A 22762-nucleotide genomic window follows, 5' to 3' on the forward strand; every position below is an offset into this window, starting at 1 on the left:
ATCCAACACTAGCCGGGCGGGCCCTTTCAAAAAAAGGACCCGCCCGGCGTCACGTCACAGTCCCATGGACTGGGTGTCGTTGCTCTCGATCCCGCCGGCCTCGGTCACGCCGTTCTTCAGGTGGTACTTCACGATGGCCTCGCGCAGCACCTCCTCGTCCAGCTCGCCCCGCTGGACCAGCTGGGTGAGCACGGCGAGGGTGATGGAGGCGGCGTCCACGTGGAAGTGGCGGCGCAGCGCCGACCGGGTGTCCGACAGGCCGAAGCCGTCGGTGCCGAGGGAGGTCCAGTCGCCCGGGACCCACTGGGCGATCTGGTCCTGCACGGCGCGCATGTAGTCGCTGACGCCGACGAACGGGCCCTCGGCCTGCGACAGCGCCTGCGTCACGTACGGCACCCGCCGCTCGGCGTCGGGGTTGAGCAGGTTGTGCTCCTCGACGGCCAGCGCCTCGCGGCGCAGCTCCGTCCAGGAGGTGGCCGACCACACCTCGGCCGCCACGCCCCAGTCCTCGGCCAGCATGCGCTGGGCCTCCACGGCCCAGGGGCCGGCCACGCCGGAGGACAGGATGTTGGCCTTCGGCCCCGCCACGGCGGGCGCCGCGGCGTACCGGTACAGGCCCTTCAGCAGGCCCTCGACGTCGAGGCCCTCGGGCTCGGCCGGCTGGGGGTAGGGCTCGTTGTAGACGGTCAGGTAGTAGAAGACGTTCTCGGGGTTCTCCCCGTACATCCTCCGCAGGCCGTCCTTGACGATGTGCGCCACCTCGAAGGCCCACGACGGGTCGTAGGACACCGCCGCCGGGTTGGTGGAGGCGGTCAGCGGGGTGTGGCCGTCCTCGTGCTGCAGGCCCTCGCCGTTCAGCGTGGTGCGGCCGGCCGTGGCGCCGAGCAGGAAGCCCCGGCCCATCTGGTCGGCGAGCTGCCACATCTGGTCGGCGGTGCGCTGCCAGCCGAACATCGAGTAGAAGATGTAGACCGGGATCATGTGCTCGCCGTGCGTGGCGTACGACGTGCCCACCGCGATCGCCGAGGCCATGGAGCCGGACTCGCTGATGCCCTCGTGCAGGATCTGACCCTCGGTCGACTCCTTGTACGACAGCAGCAGCTCGCGGTCGACGGCCTCGTAGGTCTGGCCGTGCGGCGAGTAGATCTTCGCGGTCGGGAAGATCGCGTCGAGACCGAAGGTGCGGGCCTCGTCGGGGATGATCGGCACGAACCGGTGGCCGATCTCCTTGTCGCGCATGAGGTCCTTGAGCAGGCGGACGAACGCCATGGTGGTGGCGACGTTCTGCTTGCCCGAGCCCTTCTTCAGCTGCGCGTAGGCGGCGTCGCCGGGCAGTTTGACCGGCTTGGCGCGGACCACGCGCTTGGGCAGGACACCGCCCAGGGCCGCGCGGCGCTCCTTCATGTACTCGATCTCGGGGTCGTTCTCGCCCGGGTGGAAGTAGGGCGGCAGGTCGGCCTCGAGGGCGGAGTCGGGGATCGGCAGGTAGAGCCGGTCCCGGAACTCCTTGAGCTCGGCCTTGGACATCTTCTTCATCTGGTGCGTCGCGTTGCGCGCCTCGAAGTCCTTGCCCAGGGTCCAGCCCTTGATGGTCTGGGCGAGGATGACCGTCGGCTGGCCGACGTGCTCGCGGGCCGCCTTGTAGGCCGCGTAGACCTTGCGGTAGTCGTGGCCGCCGCGCGAGAGCTTGCGGATGTCCTCGTCCGACAGGTGCTCGACCATCTTGCGCAGCCGCGGGTCGTCGCCGAAGAAGCTCTCGCGGATGTAGGAGCCGGACTCGACGGAGTAGGTCTGGAACTGGCCGTCGGGCACGGTGTTCATCTTGTTGACCAGGACGCCGTCGACGTCGGCCGCCAGCAGCGGGTCCCAGTCGCGGCCCCAGACGACCTTGATGACGTTCCAGCCGGCGCCGCGGAAGTAGGACTCCAGCTCCTGGATGATCTTGCCGTTGCCGCGGACCGGGCCGTCGAGGCGCTGCAGGTTGCAGTTGATGACGAACGTGAGGTTGTCGAGCTCCTCGCGGGCGGCCACGCCGATCGCGCCGAGCGACTCGGGCTCGTCCATCTCGCCGTCGCCGAGGAAGCACCAGACGTGGCTGCGGCTGGTGTCCTTGAGCTTCCGGTTCAGCAGGTAGCGGTTGAACCGCGCCTGGTAGATGGCCGAGATCGGGCCCAGGCCCATGGAGACCGTGGGGAACTCCCAGAAGTCGGGCATCAGCCGCGGGTGCGGGTAGGACGGCAGGCCCCGGATGCCGTGCGACAGCTCCTGCCGGAAGGCGTCGAGCTGGGTCTCGTTGAGGCGGCCCTCCAGGAAGGCGCGGGCGTAGATGCCGGGCGCGGCGTGGCCCTGGATGAAGACCTGGTCACCCGACTCGCCGTGGTCCTTGCCGCGGAAGAAGTGGTTGAAGCCCACCTCGTAGAGAGAGGCGGCCGAGGCGTAGGTCGCGATGTGGCCGCCGACGTTGGTGCGGGCGTTGGCCCGGGTGACCATGACCGCCGCGTTCCACCGGATGTAGGCGCGGATCCGCCGCTCGACGTACTCGTCGCCGGGGAACCAGGGCTCGCGCTCCGGCGGGATCGTGTTGATGTAGTCGGTGCTGCGCAGGCCGGGGACGCCGACCTGGTGCTCCCGAGCCCGCTCCAGCAGGCGGAGCATCAAATAACGGGCCCGGGTCCGCCCCTCCGTCTTGACGACGTTGTCGAGGGACTCGAGCCACTCCTGGGTCTCGCTGGGGTCGACATCAGGAAGCTGGCTGGGTAGGCCGTCACTGATGATCGAGAAACGCTGGCGTCCGGAAGCCACTGGGTCTCGCCTTCCGAGGATGGACTTTTGTCTGGTGTAGGTCGTCTTCCATCCTGGTCGCTTACCCCGGAAAGTGCATCTCTACTGACCGGTAACCAAGAGGTCCCCGCTGGCAGGGGCGTGAAAATGGCCTAGACCACCGATGGTAGGACGAATTTCCCCCACAGGGTACACGCTGCCCGGCCCTTTCCGTGGGCGGGGCGGATCCGCCCCCGCCGTACGAATCTAGCCGGGTCCGGGCCGTGGGACGTCCGGGCGGTGCCGCGCGGACCGGGCCGCGTCCGGTGAACCCCCCGGTCCGGCGGTCCGTGACGGCCGGGCCGTGAGGCCGGGCCGGGGACCGCCGCATTCCCCGGGGATTCCGTGGTGGGCCGTTCGCGAGAATAAGAAAGATCTTTGTGGGATCGTGACGATAATGATGCGCGAAGCCGGGGTGAGGCGGTTTGAGCGGCGAACTTTCCGCCGCGGCCGCCCCTCGCCGCCCCGAAGAATGGGGCGGGGTCGTCGTCCCAGCTCAGCGTGGATCGTAGGATCGAGTATGTGAGATCTCAGACGATCGAGGTGGTGACCGGTTCCCGTGAACGGATCCATGACATCACCTCCGAGTGCGAGAGCTTCGTCCGCTCATGCGGGGGAGACGGGCTGTTGCACGTCTTCGTCCCCCACGCCACCGCGGGGATCGCGCTGATCGAGCTCGGCTCGGGCAGTGACGACGACCTGCTCGCGGCGCTGGAGGACCTCCTGCCGGCCGACGGCCGGTGGAAGCATGCACACGGATCCAGGGGGCATGGGCGCTCGCATGTCATGCCGGCTCTCATCCCTCCCTACGCGACCGTCCCGGTTCTGTCCGGGCGGCTCGCGCTGGGCACCTGGCAGTCCATCGCCCTGGTGGATCTCAACGTCGACAATCCGGAACGCCAGGTCCGTTTGTCATTTTTGTCGGACTAATTCATACGTAGCCCACTCGTTGCCGTGGCGACCGTTGACGACCGAGGGTCACAGCGTGTGGACTGTGCCGAAGCATTCTGAGCACCGTGCGATTGCGGTGACATTCAAGCAGGAGGGACAAACGTGAGCGCGACCGCGGGTCAGGCTCGGGGCGAACGCGGCCTGGCCGAAAGGCTCGGCCTCAAGCCGGGTCAGGTGGTGCAGGAAGTCGGCTGGGATGAGGACGCCGACGACGATCTGCGCGACTCCATCGAGGAGCTGACCGGCAACGAGCTGGTCGACGAAGACTACGAGGACGTCGTCGACGTCGTGCTGCTGTGGTGGCGTGACGGTGACGGCGATCTGTTCGACGCCCTCAGCGGGGTGCTGACCAACCTGAGTGCAGGCGGCCAGATCTGGCTGCTCACTCCCAAGGCCGGCCGCGAAGGCCACGTCGAGCCCAGCGACATCGGGGAGGACGCCACGACCGCCGGTCTCTCGCAGACCAGCAGCATCAGCGCCGCTCCCGACTGGTCGGGCACCCGACTGGCCCCTCCGCGGACCCGCCGGTAGGGGTCCGCCCTGCCGTACGGCTCATGCGAGTCGTACGGCAGGATGATGGTGTCGCCCATCATCCGACGAAAGGACCTTTCGACATGGCGGTCGAGGTAGGTTCCCCCGCTCCGGACTTCGAACTGAAGGACCAGCACGGGACCCCGGTCAAGCTCTCCGACCACCGGGGCAAGAAGGTCGTGCTGATCTTCTATCCCCTCGCGTTCAGCGGCGTCTGCCACGGCGAGCTCTGCGCGCTGCGTGACGAGTTCATCGCCACCGCGCCCGAGGACGTCCAGGTGCTGACGGTCTCGGTGGACTCGGTGTTCACCCACCGCGCCTGGGCCGACCAGGAGGGCTACACCTTCCCCCTGCTCTCCGACTTCTGGCCGCACGGTCAGGTCGCGCAGACGTACGGTGTGTTCGACGAGGAGAAGGGCCTCGCCACCCGGGGCACCTTCATCATCGACGGTGACGGCATCGTCCGGTGGAGCGTGGTGAACCCGATTCCGGAGGCGCGCGACATCGCCGAGTACCAGAAGGTCCTCGCCGAACTCTGAGCTCCCCAGCGGTGATACGGCGGACGTCCGGGGGGCGTCCGCCGCTCTCGACTCCCCGGAGGCGATCATGCCCTGCTTCTCCTGCGGGGCCAGGCAGACCGACCCGGTCCGTGGCGTCAGCCCGTGGAAGCGCGGGGTGCGCCGGGAGACCCAGGTGCTCATCTGCCCGGACTGCCAGCGCGCCCACGACCTCGACCTCGACACGTGCGCCGCGTGCGGGTCCGTCGCCCTCATCTGCCGGCTCGGCGAGGTCGAGTGCCGCTCCTGCGGAGCCGTACGGCTCGCCCGGGCCGGACGGCCCGCCTCGGCCGGGAACGCCGCCGGGGGCGCCGCCGTCACCGGCGGATCCGGCACTCCCGGCCTGGCCGACGAGGTCCAGGCCGCCCTGGAGCGGGTCCTCGGCCGCACCCGCTGACTTCTTTTCGGGACGGTCGCCCACACCGGTGAGGGCCCCGAGGCTCACTCACCTCCGTGCGCGTCCCGAACGGGCGTCCACCCGCATCCGTCGCGGTCCGTTCCGGGACGTTCACCCGCATCCGGGACGTAACAGGTCATCGGCCATGCGCTAGGGTCGGCCTCGGCCTCGCCCCTTCGACCCGGTGGATGCGTGCATGAGCTCGTTCGTTGTGGCCCTTGACGTCGGCGGTACCTCGATGAAGGGCGGGCTCGTCACGAGCGCCGGTGAGGTCCTCCTCACCGACCGCCGGGCCACCCCGCGCGAGCAGGGCCCCGAGGCCGTCGTCGAGACCATCAGGTCCTTCATCGGCGACCTCGCCGCCCGGGGCGACGGCGTCCCCGCCGGGGTCGGCCTCGCCGTACCCGGCCTGGTCACCGCCGACACCGCGCTGTACTCGGCCAACATCGGCTGGCGCGACGTCCCCGCCGCCGCCTTCGTCCCGCTGGACGTCCCGGTCATGCTCGGCCACGACGTGCGCACCGGCGGGCTCGCCGAGAGCGTGCTCGGCGCCGGCCGTACGGTCTCCGACTTCCTCTTCCTGCCCATCGGCACCGGCATCGCGGGCGCGATGATCGTGAACGGCGAGCCGTACGGCGGAGCCTCCGGATGGGGCGGCGAGATCGGCCACATCCCCGTCTTCCCCGACGGTGAGACGTGCGCCTGCGGGCAGGTCGGCTGCCTGGAGACCTACGCCTCCGCCTCGGCCGTCGCCCGCCGCTACGCGGCCCGCGTCGCCTCCCTCGCCGCGCCCGCCCCCTCCGGCCTGCCCCTCCCGGCCGCTCCGGCGGCCGTCGACGGAGCCGGCACGCCGGTCACGGCCGAGCAGGTCGCGGCGCTGACCGCCGCGGGCGACCCGGTGGCCACGCAGATCTGGGGCGAGGCCGTCGAGGCGCTCGCCCTCTCCCTGGCCACCTACACCCTCCTCCTCGACCCCTCGGTGATCGTCCTGGGCGGCGGCCTGGCCGAGTCGGGCCCCCTGCTGTCGGACCCGCTGTCCGGCCGCCTGCGCGAACTCCTGACCTTCCGCGAGGCTCCGCCGATCCGCCCGGCCGCCCTCGGCGTCAGCGCCGGCATGCTGGGCGCCGCCCTCCTGGGCTGGCGGGCGGCCGGAGACCCCGGCGCGGGCGCCACCTGGCGGCTTGATGTGCCCAAATCCCCCGGCGTGGCGTAAGGTGTTATCCCGTCCCACGGACGGGACGACCCGGGGCGCTTAGCTCAGCGGTAGAGCGCTCGCCTTACAAGCGAGATGTCACTGGTTCGAACCCAGTAGTGCCCACGGACAAGGCTCTGACCTGGCATGACAGGTCAGAGCCTTCTGCGTTCTCGAACGGGACGCCGGGCCTCGTCGCCCGGTGGGTGCCCGCCCTGCCGGCGGATCACTCCGGAGGGGCGGCCGTATTATGATCATGCCTCATCGTGCGCCCAGACCGTTTGGCGGCGAGCAAGGTGCGTTCCCTGACCTCGCGCGCAGCGGCCCCGGCCGCTATCGCCTGCGCCTGTACAAGCGTCCGGGCGTGGATCTCGTTCTCGTCTGTCCGGTGAGGAGGGCGGCGTAGTGACGGGCCGGCCGGTTGCGCCGGTCGCCGCCCCATGAACGCGGGAGCCTGTTACGGACGGTCTCCCGCGTGGACTCGCCGATCAGTCCTCAAGGGGTTCCGCGCCGAGGAACCGCAGTTCCAGCATCTCCGGGGAGAAGGGAAGACCGGTGATCCTTCCCGCCAGGGCGAACGAACGCCCGGTCGGGAAGTCGATGCGGGGGTCGTCGTCGATGTCGTGTTCGGGGTCCAGCCCGACGTCGCGCATCTCCTTGACGAAACGGTCCGGATCGTTGCCTGACCGCGCGTCCGGAAGCATCGGGTCGAACCAGACGACCGGCTCGCCGTCGACGATGTAGGCGAAGCTGTCGGAGGCGTAATCATGGCGGCAGACCGACACGACCTCGGTTCCCCGGGAGACCGGGCCGTATACGTCGGGGTCAACGGCGAGCTTCCATCCTCCCGGTTCGATGACCAGGGTCCAGTCACCGATCTTCGCGGCGCCGATGTAACCGGCCGCGTCGTCCCTCATACTCTCCACCGAGCGCTCGTCCAGCTCCTCGGACGTCACTCCTTCCTCCATGGTGCTCTCGTCCACGCCGAACCGGCGGAGGACCTCGTCGGGGGAGAGCCCCCGGACGAAGGACACGCAGTAGATCTCGCCCAGGTCCTCGCGGCCGGAGAGCCACCGGAACTCCTCGGGGCACTCTGTCATCGTCCCTCCTTGATCGCGTGGACGGCATGATCGCAGCTGTCGCCGACAGAAAGGGGTTCGAAGGCGCGAGCCCCGCGGGGCCGCCACCGCATCGCCTCGCCGTACGGGTGAGCGCCGCCCAGGGGTCCGGACACACCGGCCGGACGGGTCCCCGGGGAGGAGCCGGATGGGCCTCCGGAAGAAAACCGGTCTTCCTCACCTCTGGCGCCGGCCGCTGTGTCCCGTGCGGTTCGTCAGGCGTGTCTGAACGGGGGAAGTACAGGGCCGCCGCCCCGTTTCCGCTCCTCGACATGATCCCGGTTCCCCGCCGGACAGGAATTGATGATTTCGATGAAAACGTGAGGGATCTACATATTTTCGGTGGGCCGGATTACACTCGGGGCGTCCTGAAGTGGATCACACGGAGGTGTCCATGAGGAAGATGACCGTCCGTCGGAAGAGCGCGGTGCGCCTGCTGTCCGGGGCCCGTCGGCTCTGGATCGAGTGGTGCTGGTAACTGCCGAGACGGCGGGCGCTCCCGGGCGCCCGCCCCTGCGGCGATCGGCCCTGTCGTGACCGGCGAACCGGGCGGCTACGACTGCCATCGCGACCACGGACCGTACGCGGGCGTCGCGGCCTTTCTCGGCCGGATCGCCGCCGACCGTCCCCGCCTGGCGTCCCGCCACCAGGTCGAGCTGCACGCCATCGCACCCTGGCTCGACCGCGCGGCACGACCGGCCGCCGAGGAGGAGCCGATCCGGTTCCACCCCGCCCGGCGCACCGCCTTCCTGGCCTACGGCGCGGCGGAGTTCGTGGCGGCCTGGGCGGGTACGCTTCGGCACCCGGTCACGGTGCGGTTCGACCACGTCGGCGATGCCGACGAGACCACCCGCGAGCTGCTGGACGCGCTGACCCGGCGGCTCGGGTCGTCCCCGGTGCGCCTGGACCTGCGTGACGGCGGCGCCCGCGAGCCGGTGGCGGCCGACCCGGCGCCGGAGGCGACACGCGCGGTCCTGGGCGACAGCCTGGCCCGCGGCTTCTACCACCACGCGGCCCGAACCGCCCGGCGTGGGCGCGCCACGGTGACCCCGGACGGCGATCTGCGGCACTGGTGGGCGTTCACCACCGGACTGGCCACCGCCCTGGCGGCGCTGGATCGCGCCGCCGAAGCGCTCGACCTCTACCACGAGGCGCGCGCCGCCACCGACGACCCGAAGATCACCATGTCGGCCGCGTACGCCACCGCCATGCTGTACGCCAGGCACCTGCCGGCGGCGGACCAGGATCCGGCGCGGGCGCGGCACTGGCTGGAACGGGCTCTCCACCTCGCCGCCGGACTGAACGACCCGCGGCAGCGGACGTTGTCCACCGTCTTCTACGAGCAGGGCCTGGCGCTGCTGGACGCCAAGGCCGGTGAGCCCGCCCGCGCGCTGCGGCTGATCGACGACGGGCTGGCCCGGCTGACGGCGGTGCTCGCCCCCGGCGAGCGCCCGCAGGACCTGGCCCGGTTACGCCACAACCGGGCGCAGGTGCACCTGGCCCTGGGCGATCCGGCGCGGGCCCTGGCCGACCTCGACACCGTGATCGCGCACGATCCCGGCAACTGCGAGTACTACGTCGACCGGGCGACCCTGCATCGTGCGGCGGGCCGGTCCCAGGCCGCGATCAGGGACTACGGCACCGCGATCCGCCTGGGACCGCACCTGCCCGAGGCGTACTACAACCGGGCCGTGCTCCAGCAGGAGCGGGGCCGCTCCGAACGGGCGCGCGGCGACCTGGAGTGCGCGCTCGCCATCGATCCCGGGCACCTCGACGCCCGGATCACCCTGGTCAACCTGCAGGTGGAGCACGGCGCGCTCGACGAGGCCGAGGCGGGCGCGCGGGCCGGGCTGGCGCTGGCCCCGCAGGAGCCCGCGCTGCTGTGCACCCTCGGGCTGATCCGCTCGGAGCGCGGCGGCCTCGCCGAAGCCGACGAGTTGCTCACCCGCGCCCTGGCCGGGGATCCGGAGCTGGTCGAGGCATGGACGAACCGGGCCGCCGTCCGGTTCGAACGCGGCGACGCGGCAGCCGCCGTGGCCGACCTGGACCGGGCGGTGGCGCTGTCGGCGGCGCCGGTGCCCCACTACAACCGGGGTACGGCGCTGATGCGGCTGGGACGGTGGGACGAGGCCGCCCGCGACTTCGCCCACGCGCTCGCCCAGCCGGGCCTGGACCGGGGGCTGCGACGCGATCTGCGCGCGGAACTGGCCCGCTGCCGTCGCGCCATGGCGGGACGACGGCCGGACGGTGGCTGAGAGTGACTCCGCGCCGGGGTCTTCACCCCCCTGTGACATCAACGTGCCGAGCAGACGTCCATGCCGATCGTCACGAGATGGATACACTGAGTGATTGAATCTCTCACTTGGATCAATATAAGAAATTTATTATCCTGGGGTGAACTGGCAGATAGTGATCGTCCCAGAGGTTCGTGACTGGCTTCATGAGCTGAGGAAGGTGGATCGGCGGACGCTCTTACTGATCGCTGCCGCCTTGGATCGGGTCACTGAAGAAGGGCCCGGCCTGGGGCGGCCTTTGGTGGACACACTCCAAGGGCCGATCATCCGTAACCTCAAGGAACTGAGACCTGGATCCAGCGGGCGGAGCGAAGTGCGACTGCTCTTCGTCTTCGATCCATGGCGGCAAGCCGTCTTCCTGGTCGCCGGGGACAGGTCCGATGATTGGAACGGCTGATACGACGTAGCGATCAAGACGGCGGAGGCGCGTTTCGCCCGGTATCTCGAAGAGGGGAAGCAATGAGCGATCGTGCGGTGACGTGGGAGGAACTGCGAGCCGAGCTCATCCGCCCCGAAGACGAGCGGGAGGTCGCTCAGTTCGGTGAGGAACTCATGGCTCGCCGGCGAGCCTATCGTCTCGCCGAAGCTCGGCGTGAGCTCGGCCTGCGGCAGGAGGACGTCGCCCAGGCGATGGGTGTGTCCCAGGCTCGCGTCTCACAGATCGAGAGCGGAGCGATCAGTGAAGTCGCCACCTTGGCCGCCTACGTGACGGCGCTGGGAGGCCAGCTCAAGATCGTGGCTGACTTCGGGGATTCGGTCATGGTGCTCGACACGCCTCGCGGGCGCCGTACGGGATGATCCGAATCCACAGGTGACCGGCCGGGCGGTGGTCACGCTTCCGGAGGCCGGGAGTGGACAGTCGCGGGCCGGGGCGGACTCCCGGGATTATCGTGCGGGGCATGAACCCCTTGACTGTGCACGACATCTGCGACACCTACGTCGACGACTACGCACGGTTGAACCCCGTCGCCGCCACCGAGGCCGGCATCGGCGGTCACGACGACCGGCTTCCCGACCTCTCGCCGGACGGGCACGACGCCCGGGCGGAACTCGCCCGGAGCGCGTCGGCCCGCGTCTCGGCCGCGCGTCCGGCCGACGAGAGCGAACGCGTCGCGCGGGCGGTGTTCGCCGAACGGATCGGCCTGGAGGTGGAGACGCACGAGGCGTGGTTGCCGCAGGCGGCGCTCAACGTGGTCGCCAGCCCCGTCCAGAGCATCCGGTGGGTGTTCGACCTGATGCCCACGGCGACCGCGGAGGACTGGGCGGTCATCGCCGGGCGGCTGGCCGCGGTGCCGCACGCGCTCGCCGGCTACCGGGCTTCGCTGTCGGCCGCGGCCGGCAGGGGCCGGGTGGCGGCGGCGCGGCAGGTGCGGCGGGTCATCGCGCAGTGCGAGACCTGGTCGGCCCCCGACGGCTTCTTCACCGGTCTCATCGGGCCGGCCGACGTGGGGGACGCGTTGCGCGCCGATCTGCGGGCGGGGGCGCACGCGGCGGCCGGCGCCTACGCCGAACTGGCCGCCTTCCTGCGGGACGAGCTCGGGCCGAGGTCCGCGGCCGAGGACGCGGTCGGTGAGGAGACGTACGAGCTGTGGTCGCGGACGTTCCTCGGCGCGAGGCTGGACCCCCGTGAGGCGTACGCCTGGGGCTGGGAGGAGTTCCGCCGCGTCGAGGCGGAGATGGCCCGGATCGCCGGGCGGATCCGGCCCGGGGCCGGTCCCGCCGAGGCCGCGGCGGTGCTGGACGCCGATCCCCGCCACCGCGTGCGCGGGGAGGACGGGTTCCGGGCGTGGATGCGGGAGCTGTCCGACCGGGCGCTGGCCGACCTGCGCGGCAGGCACTTCGACATCCCGGACGAGCTGATGCGGCTGGACTGCCGGATCGCGCCGCCGGGCGGCGGGGCGGGCGCCTACTACACCAACCCGGCCGAGGACTTCAGCCGGCCGGGCACGATCTGGTGGTCGCTGCCGCCGGACAGGGAGGAGTTCCATACCTGGCGTGAGGCCAGCACCCTCTACCACGAGGGCGTGCCCGGGCACCACCTGCAGATCGGTACGGCGGTGGCGACGCCCGGCCTCAACCGGTTCCAGCGGCTGCTGTGCTTCATCGACGGCCACGGCGAGGGCTGGGCGCTCTACGCCGAGCGGCTGATGCGCGAGTTCGGCCACCTCGACGACGGCGCCCTGCTCGGCATGCTGAACAAGAGCCTGTTCCGGGCCGCCCGCGTGGTGCTCGACGCCGGCATGCACCTGAGGCTGGAGATCCCGGCGGGCACCGGCTTCCACGAGGGGGAGCGGTGGACACCCGAACTGGGGGCCGAGTTCCTGCGCACCAGGACGCTGACGGACCCGGCTCGCGCGGCCGACGAGATCGACCGCTATCTCGGCTGGCCGGGGCAGGCGTCCGCGTACAAGCTCGGGGAGCGGCTCTGGCTCGATCTGCGTGAGGAGGCCAGGGCCGGGCGCGGCGCGGAGTTCGACCTGAAGGACTTCCACACCCGCGCCCTGCGCAGCGGCCCGGCCGGGCTGGACATCATGCGGGAGCTCCTGACTAACCCCTGACCGGCTGGTTTCTTTTCGGTCATGAATATTTGTAAATACCATCTCTCGCAATGAATGATGTCACTGTGTGAATAATTACGGGAATCTCTTGCGGGATCTCCGGGGCGTGTTTATGGTGGGCAACTGTTGCAGGGTGGCCGACGTCGTCAGGCCGGGCCGCCTGAGCGGGAACAGTGGCCACCCATCTGGTCGGGAGAGTGAAGACTGAGTCCTAGCTAGCACCAGCCTGCTCGTGGCGAGCCCTCCCGTCGCCGTTCTTCAGGGGTTCACCGGCCCTTCCGTCGTGCCGGTGGACGTGCGGAGGGTGTCATGCGCCCGCGCGTTCCGCGCCGTTTCGCCGGGTGATCCGTTTCAAAGGCGGCATTTTGCCGCCCGTGATTCGCCCGGTGTTCGCATCGCCGTCATTCCCATTTCCCTTTCAAGGGGGTTGCTGTGCGCAAAGAGGCTGTCAGCAGAACGGAACGACCTTCCCAGGCCGACGTCGTCATCGTCGGCAACGGCGCCCTCGGCCTGTTCCTGGCCGACGAACTGGTCGAGCGCCGCGTCGGCTCCGTCGTCATGGTCGGCCCGAGCGGCCGCGAGGGCGGCGCGAGCCAGGCCGCGGGCGCCATGCTCGGCTGCTTCGGCGAGGCCACCACGGAGTCGCTGCGCACCGACGCCTCGCGTACGAGGTTCGAGCTCGGCGTCGCCGCCCACGACCGCTGGCCCGACGTGCTCGACCGGCTGGAGGGGTACTCGTCGACCGGCTCGCCGCTGCTGGTCGCCCCCGACTCCCACGTGGTGCTGAACTCCATCGGCGCCGACCTGGACACGGTCAACTTCACGGCCATGATCGAGGCCCTGGAGGAGTACGGCAAACCGTGGGAGGAGATCGACCCCAGGGAGATCCCCGGCTTCCGGCCCCGGCTGGACACCCGCGCCCTGCGCGCGGTCCACCTGCCCGCCGAGGGCGCCGTGGACGCGCGCGGCGTGCTGGACGCGCTGGAGGCCCGGCTGCGCGAGACCGACACGATCATGATCGACCAGACGGTGCGCACCCTGGTCAGGGACGACGGGGCGGTGACCGGCGTCGAGCTGGACGACGGCCACGTCATCGAGGCGGGCACCGTGGTCGTCGCGGTGGGCGCGCGCAGCGAGGCGCTGGTGCGGACCGCCCTGGACGACCTCGACATGGTGCCGACCTTCCCCGGGCTGGGCTTCGCGATGCTGGCCCGCCGTACCGGGGGCGAGCCGTTCCGCAGCGTGGTCCGCACGCCGAACCGCGGCTTCGCCTGCGGGCTGCACGTCGTGCCCGGCCCCGGCGACCTGGAGTACTACGGCGCCACCAACCGCCTGGTGGACCAGGTCTCCAGCGTGACCTGGATGGCCGACGTCCGCTTCCTGGCCCAGTACTCGATGCAGCAGCTCGACGAGCGGGTCGCCTCGCACGAGGTCACCAGGTGGCTGGCCGGGAACCGCCCGGTGACGCTCGACGGTTTCCCGCTGATCGGGTGGCTGCCGCTGTCCGGCCTGTACCTGCTGACCGGGACCTACCGCGACGGATTCCACTGCGCGCCGCTGCTGGCCGAGCACGTCGCCAACGAGCTGCAGGGCAAGCCGGGGACCATCGACCCGATGTTCAGGCCGACCCGCGCGCCGATCGAGACCAGGACGATCGAGTGGTCCGTCAACGAGTACGTCGAGCACAACCTCGCCGCCTGGTTCGAGACGGGCGCGGAGGCAGCGCCGCAGATGACCACGGGGCAGATCGCCGACTACTACCGGGCCATGGCCATGAAGTTCTACGACACGATGGACATCGACTACGCGCTCGGCCCCGACATCCTCTGGTACGCGCAGGGCAGCCTGCTCGGCGCGCGCCGGGTCGCCCGCTACTTCCGCCGCCTGTCCGGCCGGAGCGGTTCGCGGCCGGTGGGCGCGGGGGCGGGGGAGGCGCGGCGATGATCGTCTCCCAGGAACCGGTGGTGGAGATCGTCCGGCGGATCGTCGACAAGCAGCTCAACCTGTCCGCCCACGGATACGAGCTCGACGCCGACGACGACCTGTGGAACATGGGCATGACGTCGCTGACCTGCATGGGGCTCATGCTCACCGTCGAGGACACCTTCCAGATCGAGCTGCCCGAGGAGGCGCTGCGGGAGGGCACCTTCCGCACCGTCGGCACGATCACGGCGGCCGTCGAGGCCGCCAGGTCGGCGCACGAGAAGTCCGAGAGGAGGGTGTAGGCGCAGATGCCGAGGATCGAGCCGCGCCCGACGAATCCGTTCCCCCTGCTCCACGACCCCGCGGAACGCCGCTTCCCGCTGTCGGCGGGGCAGGAGCGCCTGTGGTGGCTGCGTCAGCTGGACTCGTCGCACGACCAGTACCACATCACCGGAGGCTGGCGGTTTCCTGCGGGGCTCGATCTCCCGGCGCTCACCGCCGCGCTCGCCGGCCTGACACGCCGCCACGACATCCTGCGCACCGGGTTCGTCCTGCGGCCCGACGGGACGACCGCGCAGGAGGTCGCCGGCGAGGTGGAGGTGCCCGTCGTCCGGGCGGGACGCGAGTGGCGGGCGGCCGTCGAACGGGCCGCGTCCGAGCCGTTCGACCTGTCACGGCCACCGCTGCTGCGGGTGGTCGTGGCGGAGCTGGAGGACGGACACGGCCTGTTCACGGCGCTGCACCACATCGTCACCGACCGGTGGTCGATGGACGTGCTGGCCCGCGACCTCTTCGAGCTCTACGACGCGGCGTCGGCGGGGCGGGCGCCGAGCCTGCCCGCCCTGCCGGTCCAGTACGGCGACTACGCCCGCTGGCAGCGGCGCCTGCTGACGGACGACCTGCTCCGGCCGGGGCTCGCGCACTGGGAGCGGACGCTGGCCGGCTACGAGCGGCTGGAGCCGCCCACCGACCGGCCGCGCACCGGGCGGGACGACGCGACGGGCGCGAGCCTCGTGGTGGAGCTGCCGGAGGAGGACACCGCGGCGATGACGGCGGTCGCCTGGCGGGCCAGGGCGAGCCCCGGCGTGGTGGTGACGGCCGCGCTGGTCGCGGCGCTGAGCGCGTTCTCCGGGCAGGACGACGTCGTCATCGGGGCGATCATCTCCGACCGCCCCCGCCCGGAGCTGCAGGACCTGATCGGCTTCTTCGTCAACACCGTGGTCCTGCGGGTGGACGTGTCCGGCCGGGGGACGACCTTCCGCGAGCTGGTGACCCGTACCCGCGACGCGTGGCTGGCGGCCGACGCGCACCAGGACGTGCCCTTCGAGCGGATCGTCGGGGCGGTGCGGGCCGGGTCGGAGGAGCGGCGCAACCCGATCTTCGACGTCGTGGTGAACCACGCGGGGGACCGTACCGCGCTGGCGGAGGCCCCCGGCGCGCCGGAGTGGTGGTATCCGGAGCTGCCGGTGACCGCCCGGTTCGACCTGTCGCTCACCACGCAGACGGCGGGCGGACGGCTGCGCGCCACCTTCGTCTACCGGCCCGCCCTGTTCGACGGGACGACGATCGCCGCGCTGGCGGAGCGCTACGTCCGGCTGCTCGCCCGGGGGGCGGCGGAACCCGACCGGCCGCTGCGCGAGCTGGACCTGGCCGGGAGGCCCGCGGCGGCGCCGGTCGCCGCCGACCCGGCGCCGCGGGCCACCGTAGTGGAGCTGGTCGAGGCGCAGGCCGTCCGCCGCCCGCGGGAGACGGCGGTGACCGGCACGGCGGGGGAACTCGCGGGGGAGAAGCTCTCCTACGGCGAGCTGAACCGGCTGGCGAACCGGCTGGCCCGGCACCTCGTGGCCCGCGGCGTGGGACGGGGGCGGGTCGTGGCCGTCTGCCTGGAGCAGACCACCGACCGGTTCGCCGTGCTGCTCGCCATCGCCAAGTGCGGCGCCGCCTACTTCCCGATCGATCCGGGCTTCCCGCCCGGCAGGCTGCGGTTCATGCTCTCCGACGCGGGGGCGGCCCTCACGATCGTCAGCCCGTCGCTGGCCCACCGCGTCCCCGCCGACGCCGCGCCGCTGCTGGTGCTCGGCGATCCCGACCTGGCCGGCTACGACACGGGTAACCCGCCGCCGGCCGCGCGTCCGGGCGACCTGGCCTACCTGATCTCCACCTCCGGCTCGACCGGCGCCCCCAAGTCGGTCGCCGTCCCGCACAGTGCGCTCAGCAGGCTCGTCGCCGGCGCCCCGCGCTACCTCGACATCGGCCCCGGCACGACGTTCCTGCAGGCCGGGCCGCTCACCTTCGACGTTTCGGTCCTGGAGTGGACCCCGCTCGCGCACGGCGGACGCGTGGTGGTGACCGGCACCGGCGCCCTCCTGGAGGACCTGGAGGCCGTCGTCCGCGACCACGGCGTGACCACGCTCAAACTGGTCTCCCCGCAGCTCGACCTCCTCGCCGAGCGGGACCTGCGGAAGCTGTCCGGCCTGCGTCAGCTCGTCGTCGGCGGTGACGTGGTCAGCCCCAGAAGCTTCCTGGCCGCCCGCGAGCTGCTGCCCGGCTGCCGGGTCACGGCCTCCTACGGACCCACCGAGTGCACCGTGCTGGCCACCGTCTTCGACGGGGGGTTCCGGGACGGCCGTGTGCCGATCGGCCACCCCATCCCGTACACCCGCCTGTACCTCCTGGACCGCGACCTCCGCCCCGTCCAGGACGGCATGCGCGGTGAGATCTACCTCGCCGGCGACGGCCTGGCCCGCGGCTACCACGGCCGCCCGGGGCTGACCGCGCAGGCGTTCCTCCCCGACCCCTACGGCCCGCCGGGATCCCGCATGTACCGCACCGGGGACGTGGGCCGGCGGCTGCCCGGCGGCGCCGTCGACTTCCTCGGCCGCGCCGACCGCCAGGTGAAGATCCGCGGCTACCGGATCGAGACGAGCGAGGTCGAGCACGCCCTGCTGCGTCACGGGGCCACCTCGGCCGTCGTGGTCCGCGCCGAGCTGGACACCGGTCCGGCCCTGGTCGCCTACGTCGTGACGGACGGGTCCGGAGACGTCGCGGCGCTGCGCGACCGGCTGCGCGCGACACTGCCCGCCTACATGATCCCCGACCACCTCGTCCGGATCCCGCGCGTCCCGCTGACCCGCAACAACAAGGTGGACCGCGCGAGCCTGCCGCCGGTCGCGCCGCCCCGCCCCGGCGCGGCCGCGCCGCCGGGAGAGGGGTCCGGTACGGCCGCGCCGCCGGGCAACGGCCTGGAGGCGAACGTCGCGGAGGCCTGGTCGCGGGTGCTGGGCCGGCCCCTGGCGGCCGGTGAGGACTTCTTCGACCACGGCGGCCACTCGCTGCTGGTGCCGCGGGCGACCGCGGCGGTCCGGCGGCTGCTCGGCCGGGAGGTGCCGCTCCGTCTCATGACGCGCCACCGCACGCCCGCCGCCTACGCCGCGGCGCTCCTGACCGAGAGCCTGCCCGGCCTCGACGCCGGCCTCCTCCTCGAACGGCGGACCTGGCACAGCCGGACCCTCGGCGGCGACCGGCGGGTGGACCTGTTCGTCCCGGACGGGGAGGCCGAGGTGACGAGGACCCTGGTCGTCCTCGACGGCTCGGACTTCGTGGACGTCATGCGCCTCCCGGCGATCGTGGCCCGGCTCGCCGGCGACCGCCGCGTCCCTGAGGCCGCGGCGATCTTCCTCAGCCCCGCCGACTGGTCGTCCCGCCGCCGGGAACTGCTCGACGACGCCTACCCGGACCTGCTCGCCGACGAGCTGCTCCCCGTCCTGCGGGACCGGCTGGGAGACCGGTGGCGGCCGGGCCGGGCGGTCGCGGTCGGCGCGAGCCTCGGCGCGGTCGCGGCGGTCCGCGCCGCGCTGCGCCGCCCCGACGGTTTCGAGGGGGCGATCGCGCTGTCCGGACCGCTGAGCGAGCACCGGCTCGGCCCGGCGGCCTCCGCCCCGGCCCGGCTGTTCCTGTACGCGAGCCGGGAGGAGGCCGACATCATGCTCGACGACGGCCTCGACCTGGTCGAGGCCGTCAAGCGCACCGGGGAGGAACTGGCCGCCCGCGGACACGTGGTGCGGTGCGAGTACGGCGACGGCGGCCACACCTACGCGGCCTGGGAGTCGGTGCTCCCGGAGGCCGTCTCATGGGCGTTGAGAGAGGACCGAGCGCGAGATGTTCGATGACGGCGAGTTCCACGTCGTGGTCAACGACGAGGAGCAGTACTCGATCTGGCCGGCCGGCCGCGACCTGCCGGCGGGCTGGCGGCCCGTGGGGAGCCCGGCGCCGAAGGCGGAGTGCCTGGCCCGCATCGACGTGAACTGGACCGACATGCGGCCGCGGAGCCTGCGGGAGGGCACGTGACGCCGACCGTGTGCGACCTGTTCGAACGGCAGGTGCGGGAACGGCCGGACGCCACGGCGGTCAGGACCTCCGGCCGGTCGTGGACCTACGCGGAGTTCGGCCGGACCACGGCCCGGCTCGCCGCCCGGCTGCGGCGCGGCGGCGCCGGGCCAGGCGGGATCGTCGGGCTGGTCGCGCCCCGCGGACCGCAGGCGCTGACCGGCATCGTCGCCATCCTGCGCTCCGGCGCCGCCTGCCTGCCGCTGGACCCCGACGACCCGCCGCTGCGCAACCGGGAGATCCTCGACGGCACCAGATGCCGCCAGGTGCTCGTCGCCGCCCCCGCCGGGTGGCTGCCCGGCGCCCAGCTCATCGACGACCCCACGCTGGAGGACGAGGAGGAGGCCCCGCCGGTCGCGCCGGACCCGCTCGACCTGGCCTACGCCATCACCACCTCCGGCTCGACCGGGCGCCCGAAGGTCGTGGGCGTGCCGCACGAGGGCCTCTCCAACCTGGTGATGGCCTCCATCGAGGACCTCGACCTGGTCAGGCCGGACGACGTGATGCTGTGGACGCTCGCGGTCACCGTGGACAGCACGATGCACGACGTGCTGATGCCGCTGTGCTGCGGCGGCTGCGTCGCCGTCCCCGACCCCGGCGAGCTGCCCGCGGCCGGGATGCTGCGCGCCGTACGGGCGCTGGGGGCGACCGTGCTGGAGATCCCGGCCGCGGTGCTCGGCCCCTACGGCGGGTCGCTGCTGCCGCGGCTGGCCGAGGCCGGGGTGCGGCTGGTGATCACCGGTGGCTCCCAGCTCGACGGGCCCGGCCTCGCCGACGCGGACCCGCTGGTCGTCCGCAACGGCTACGGGCCCACCGAGACCTCGGTCGCGCCCCTGTGGTACCGGTGCGACAAGTCCACGCCGCGCTGGGTGCCGATCGGCAGGCCGATCCGGGGCGTCCGGGCCTACGTCCTCGACGAGGAGCTGAACCCCGTCCCCGACGGAGCCGCGGGCCAGCTGTACATCGCCGGCGCCGGCCTGGCCAGGGGATACCTCGGGCTGCCCGGCCGTACGGCGGCGGCCTTCCTGCCCGACCCGTTCTCCGACGTCCCCGGCCGGCGCATGTACGCCACCGGGGACCGCGTGCGGCGGCAACCCGACGGGGAGTACGTCTTCCTCGGCCGCGCCGACGACCAGGTCAAGGTCAGCGGGTTCCGCGTCGAGATCGGGGAGGTGGAACACGCCCTGCGCGGCTGCCCGGGAGTGGCCGACGCGGCGGTGCTCCTGCGCCGGGACGCCCCGGGCGGCGCGGCCCTCGTCGCCTTCCTGGCCGGCACGCCGCTGCCCGACGAGGAGATCTCCGACCGCCTCCGCGACCGCCTGCCGCGGCACATGGTGCCGCGTTTCCACGTGTGGCTGGACCGCCTTCCCCTCAACCGACCTGGGAAGATCGATCGTGCGGCGCTGGCGGAGATGCCCTTCGCCGAGACGCGGGCCGACCGGAGGAGGACCGACGATGTCACATGAGACCGGGCACGCGACGTCACCCGAGACCGGCCGGGTCTCGTCCCGGCGGACGGGACGGCCGACGATAGCCCTGATCGGCGGCCGGCCCAAGCTCGTGCGCAAGGCCCACGAGCTCGGCATGGGCGTCGTCTACATCCAGCAGCCCGGCCAGTACGACCGGGCCCACTGGCCCTACGTCGACCAGGCGCTGCTCGTCGACTACACCGACACCGAACGGCTGCTGCCGCTGGTGCGGGCGCTCCACCGGGCGTATCCGTTCGACGGCGTGGTGTCGCTGTACGAGCTCGGCGTCCGGCCCGCCGCGGAGATCGACCGGATGCTCGGGCTGGGCTGGCACTCGCTGGAGACGGTGGACCTGCTGCTGGACAAGTGGCGGATGCGGCGGCGGCTCAACGGGCTGGGCGTCAGCCCGGTCGCCGCCGCCGTGGGGGAGACCGAGCGGGACCTGCGGGACTTCGCCGCGGCGCACGGGCTGCCGATCTTCGTGAAACCGGTCTGCGAGGCGGGCAGCATCGGCGTGTTCGCCATCCGCGACGAGGCGGACCTCGCGGCCGTCCCGGCGCGCTTCCGCGAGCTCGAAGCGCGGTTCGACAGATCCGACCTGGCCGGGCCCCTCGACCGGTTCCTCATGGAGGAGTTCCTCGACGGACCGGAGATCAGCGTGGAGACGCTGAGCTTCGACGGGCGCCACGTCCTCGTCGGGGTGACCGACAAGGTGCTCGGCGGGCCGGGCTTCGTGGAGGTCGGCCACTCCTGCCCCAGCCGGCACCCCGAACCGCTGCTGCGCGAGGTCGAACGGCTGGTCATGGCCTTCCTCGACGCGGTCGGCCTGCGCAACGGCCCCGGCCACACCGAGGTCAAGCTGACCGGCCGCGGCCCGCGGATCGTCGAGTCGCACACCCGCATCGGCGGCGACCGGATCAACGAGCTGACCGAGATCGCCTACGGCGTCGACATGGACCGCCACGCGCTCGGCTCGCGGCTCGGACTGGTCGAGCCGCTGACCCGGTCGCCCCTGCCGCGGGCCGGCGCCGCGATCCGCTTCCTCACCCCGCCCCCGGGGAGGGTGACCGAGGTGACCGGCGTCGAGGACGTCCTCGCCGACCCCGCGCTGGTGGAGCTGGAGATCTCCGTCCGGCCCGGGGACGAGGTGCCCCCGCTCACCTGGAGCGAGGAGCGGGTCGGGCACGTCCTGGCACGGGGCGAGACGGCCGAGCAGGCCGCCGCCGCCTGCGAGCGGCTGGCGGCGATGGTCGCCATCCGCACCGAGGCGGTTTCGTGAGCGTACGCGCGCCGCAGTCGGACGACAGCAGTCCCCGATTCCGCGACACCGTACGGCGGCTGCCCGCGCCGGTGTGGATCCTCGGCTTCGGCATGCTGGTCGTCCGGATCGGCAACTTCCTGCCGGTCTTCATGGTCCTCTACCTCACCAGCCGGGACATCCCGCCCGCGGCGGCCGGGCTGGTGCTCGGCGGCGCCGGGCTGGGCAACGTCCTCGGCAACACGGTCGGCGGCTACCTCGCCGACCGGCTCGGGCGCCGCTGGACCATCGTGCTGTCCATGCTGGCGACGGCGGGGCCGACGGCCGCCATCCCGATGTCGGACTCGCTGCCCGTGCTGATCACGCTGGCCTTCCTGGCCGGGACGGCCTCCCAGGTCTACCGCCCCGCGTCGGCCGCGCTGCTCATGGACGCCACGACGACCACCCAGCAGCGGCTGGCCGCCTTCGCCGTACACCGTTTCGCGATGAACGTCGGTGCCGCGGCCGGCGGCGTGCTCGGCGGGTTCCTGGCCACGGTGTCGTACCTGGCGCTGTTCGTCGGGAACGCCGTGGCCTGCCTGCTGTTCGCCGCCATAGCGGCCGTCCTGCTGCGGGACGTGCCCCGCGCCGCACCGGACGACCGGGAGCCGGACCCCGGCGCCGGGGCGCCGCAGCCGAGCTACCGCCGGGCGCTCGCCGACCGCCGCCTGCGGCGCTTCCTGGTCATGACGTTGATCGCCGAGTTCGTCTACATCCAGTCCACCGTCGGCCTGCCGCTGCACGTCGACGCGCACCACCTGTCCGCGGCCGACTTCGGCCTGCTGATGGGCCTCAACGGCGTGCTGGTCCTGCTGCTCGAACTGCCGATCACCGGCATGGTCTCCCGCCGCGTCCCCGGCTACGTCCTCGCGCTGAGCAACGTCCTGACCGGCGCCGGGCTGGCCCTGACCGGCCTGGCCGGCGGCATGGGCTGGCTGGCGGCCACCGTCCTGCTGTGGACGCTCGGGGAGATGCTGTACGCCTCGATGGCCAGCGCCTACCTGAGCGACCTGGCCCCGCCCACCATGGGCGGGCGCTACCAGGGCCTGTACGGCGCCGCCATCACGGCGGGCACCGGCGTCGGCCCGATCATCGGCGGCGCGGTGTACGCCCTGAACGAGTGGGCGCTGTGGGCCGTCTGCGCGGCCGGCGGCCTGGTCTCGGCCTGGCTCTGCCTGCCGGGCCGGGAAGACCGCGGCCTGAGCGGCAGGGAGGGATCCACCGGGCTCGCCTGAACGGCGAAGGCAGGAGCGCCGGGGAGGGACCCAC

Annotated in this window: 18 protein-coding genes and 1 tRNA gene; 17 read left to right on the forward strand and 2 right to left on the reverse strand. The window is 72.2% G+C overall.

Features of this window, described 5'->3' with window-relative positions; translation table 11 throughout:
* Positions 1-54: 54 nt before the first annotated feature.
* Positions 55-2802, reverse strand: coding sequence for a pyruvate dehydrogenase (acetyl-transferring), homodimeric type (gene aceE / locus HDA43_RS27200; RefSeq protein ID WP_179826724.1), 2748 nt, complete (start codon positions 2800-2802; stop codon positions 55-57).
* A gap of 540 nt (positions 2803-3342) precedes the next feature.
* On the opposite strand from aceE, the gene HDA43_RS27205 reads away from it, so the two are divergent.
* The 6 genes from HDA43_RS27205 (at position 3343) to HDA43_RS27230 (ending at position 6574) form a co-directional block, all read left to right on the forward strand.
* Positions 3343-3750, forward strand: a complete 408-nt coding sequence (locus HDA43_RS27205) for a secondary thiamine-phosphate synthase enzyme YjbQ (RefSeq protein ID WP_179826726.1) — start codon at positions 3343-3345, stop codon at positions 3748-3750.
* Positions 3751-3873: 123 nt separating this feature from the next.
* A complete protein-coding gene (locus tag HDA43_RS27210) occupies positions 3874-4302 on the forward strand; it encodes a DUF3052 domain-containing protein (RefSeq protein WP_179826728.1) in 429 nt (142 codons plus the stop codon).
* Positions 4303-4385: 83 nt separating this feature from the next.
* A complete protein-coding gene (locus HDA43_RS27215; protein ID WP_179826731.1) occupies positions 4386-4841 on the forward strand; it encodes a peroxiredoxin in 456 nt (151 codons plus the stop codon).
* 67 nt (positions 4842-4908) lie between these two features.
* On the forward strand, positions 4909-5256 hold the full coding sequence (locus tag HDA43_RS27220; RefSeq protein ID WP_179826732.1) for a hypothetical protein: 348 nt from the start codon (positions 4909-4911) through the stop codon (positions 5254-5256).
* A gap of 196 nt (positions 5257-5452) precedes the next feature.
* Positions 5453-6469: an ROK family protein gene (locus HDA43_RS27225; RefSeq protein ID WP_179826734.1), complete on the forward strand. Its 1017-nt coding sequence runs from the start codon at positions 5453-5455 to the stop codon at positions 6467-6469.
* Between the two features lie 33 nt (positions 6470-6502).
* A tRNA-Val gene (locus HDA43_RS27230) sits at positions 6503-6574 on the forward strand.
* 362 nt (positions 6575-6936) lie between these two features.
* On the opposite strand, the gene HDA43_RS27235 is transcribed toward HDA43_RS27230, so the two are convergent.
* Entirely contained in the window at positions 6937-7548 is a 612-nt protein-coding gene (locus HDA43_RS27235; protein WP_179826736.1) for a DUF6461 domain-containing protein, read from the reverse strand.
* 551 nt (positions 7549-8099) lie between these two features.
* Here HDA43_RS27235 and HDA43_RS36535 point away from each other — a divergent pair.
* The 11 genes from HDA43_RS36535 to HDA43_RS27290 all read left to right on the forward strand — a co-directional run bounded on the left by HDA43_RS36535 (position 8100) and on the right by HDA43_RS27290 (position 22728).
* Positions 8100-9821, forward strand: a complete 1722-nt coding sequence (locus HDA43_RS36535; protein WP_179826738.1) for a tetratricopeptide repeat protein — start codon at positions 8100-8102, stop codon at positions 9819-9821.
* Positions 9822-9960: 139 nt separating this feature from the next.
* Positions 9961-10257: a type II toxin-antitoxin system RelE/ParE family toxin gene (locus HDA43_RS27245; protein ID WP_179826740.1), complete on the forward strand. Its 297-nt coding sequence runs from the start codon at positions 9961-9963 to the stop codon at positions 10255-10257.
* A 62-nt stretch (positions 10258-10319) separates the two neighbouring features.
* Positions 10320-10658, forward strand: a complete 339-nt coding sequence (relB, locus tag HDA43_RS27250) for a type II toxin-antitoxin system RelB family anti-toxin (RefSeq protein ID WP_179826742.1) — start codon at positions 10320-10322, stop codon at positions 10656-10658.
* Between the two features lie 101 nt (positions 10659-10759).
* The gene (locus HDA43_RS27255; protein WP_179826743.1) at positions 10760-12418 is read left to right on the forward strand and encodes a DUF885 domain-containing protein; all 1659 of its coding nucleotides are present in this window, start codon (positions 10760-10762) and stop codon (positions 12416-12418) included.
* Positions 12419-12850: 432 nt separating this feature from the next.
* Entirely contained in the window at positions 12851-14362 is a 1512-nt protein-coding gene (locus HDA43_RS27260) for an NAD(P)/FAD-dependent oxidoreductase (protein WP_179826744.1), read from the forward strand.
* Positions 14359-14643, forward strand: a complete 285-nt coding sequence (locus HDA43_RS27265; RefSeq protein ID WP_179826745.1) for a phosphopantetheine-binding protein — start codon at positions 14359-14361, stop codon at positions 14641-14643. The genes HDA43_RS27260 and HDA43_RS27265 overlap by 4 nt, the downstream gene beginning before the upstream one ends.
* Positions 14644-14649: 6 nt before the next feature.
* Positions 14650-18510 (forward strand): non-ribosomal peptide synthetase, encoded by a 3861-nt coding sequence (locus HDA43_RS27270; protein ID WP_179826746.1) that lies wholly within the window; start codon positions 14650-14652, stop codon positions 18508-18510.
* Positions 18500-18688: an MbtH family protein gene (locus HDA43_RS27275; protein WP_179826749.1), complete on the forward strand. Its 189-nt coding sequence runs from the start codon at positions 18500-18502 to the stop codon at positions 18686-18688. The genes HDA43_RS27270 and HDA43_RS27275 overlap by 11 nt, the downstream gene beginning before the upstream one ends.
* Positions 18685-20193 carry an amino acid adenylation domain-containing protein gene (locus HDA43_RS27280; protein ID WP_179826752.1) on the forward strand — a complete coding sequence of 503 codons (1509 nt, stop codon included), beginning with the start codon at positions 18685-18687 and terminating at the stop codon, positions 20191-20193. Before HDA43_RS27275 ends, HDA43_RS27280 begins: the two co-directional genes overlap by 4 nt.
* Positions 20183-21475: an ATP-grasp domain-containing protein gene (locus HDA43_RS27285; RefSeq protein ID WP_179826754.1), complete on the forward strand. Its 1293-nt coding sequence runs from the start codon at positions 20183-20185 to the stop codon at positions 21473-21475. The genes HDA43_RS27280 and HDA43_RS27285 overlap by 11 nt, the downstream gene beginning before the upstream one ends.
* Positions 21472-22728 carry an MFS transporter gene (locus HDA43_RS27290; RefSeq protein ID WP_218912656.1) on the forward strand — a complete coding sequence of 419 codons (1257 nt, stop codon included), beginning with the start codon at positions 21472-21474 and terminating at the stop codon, positions 22726-22728. The genes HDA43_RS27285 and HDA43_RS27290 overlap by 4 nt, the downstream gene beginning before the upstream one ends.
* Positions 22729-22762 lie beyond the last annotated feature (34 nt).

It is taken from the genome of Streptosporangium sandarakinum, assembly GCF_013409935.1.
Lineage (GTDB): Bacteria > Actinomycetota > Actinomycetes > Streptosporangiales > Streptosporangiaceae > Streptosporangium > Streptosporangium nondiastaticum.

Coding starts and splice junctions, on each gene's coding strand:
- HDA43_RS27275 (WP_179826749.1), top strand. CDS start 18,500: ATGTTCGATGACGGCGAGTTCCACGTCGTGGTCAACGACGAGGAGCAG.
- HDA43_RS27285 (WP_179826754.1), top strand. CDS start 20,183: ATGTCACATGAGACCGGGCACGCGACGTCACCCGAGACCGGCCGGGTC.
- HDA43_RS27220 (WP_179826732.1), top strand. CDS start 4,909: ATGCCCTGCTTCTCCTGCGGGGCCAGGCAGACCGACCCGGTCCGTGGC.
- HDA43_RS27225 (WP_179826734.1), top strand. CDS start 5,453: ATGAGCTCGTTCGTTGTGGCCCTTGACGTCGGCGGTACCTCGATGAAG.
- HDA43_RS27255 (WP_179826743.1), top strand. CDS start 10,760: ATGAACCCCTTGACTGTGCACGACATCTGCGACACCTACGTCGACGAC.
- relB (WP_179826742.1), top strand. CDS start 10,320: ATGAGCGATCGTGCGGTGACGTGGGAGGAACTGCGAGCCGAGCTCATC.
- HDA43_RS27265 (WP_179826745.1), top strand. CDS start 14,359: ATGATCGTCTCCCAGGAACCGGTGGTGGAGATCGTCCGGCGGATCGTC.
- HDA43_RS27270 (WP_179826746.1), top strand. CDS start 14,650: ATGCCGAGGATCGAGCCGCGCCCGACGAATCCGTTCCCCCTGCTCCAC.
- HDA43_RS27235 (WP_179826736.1), bottom strand. CDS start 7,548: ATGACAGAGTGCCCCGAGGAGTTCCGGTGGCTCTCCGGCCGCGAGGAC.
- HDA43_RS27215 (WP_179826731.1), top strand. CDS start 4,386: ATGGCGGTCGAGGTAGGTTCCCCCGCTCCGGACTTCGAACTGAAGGAC.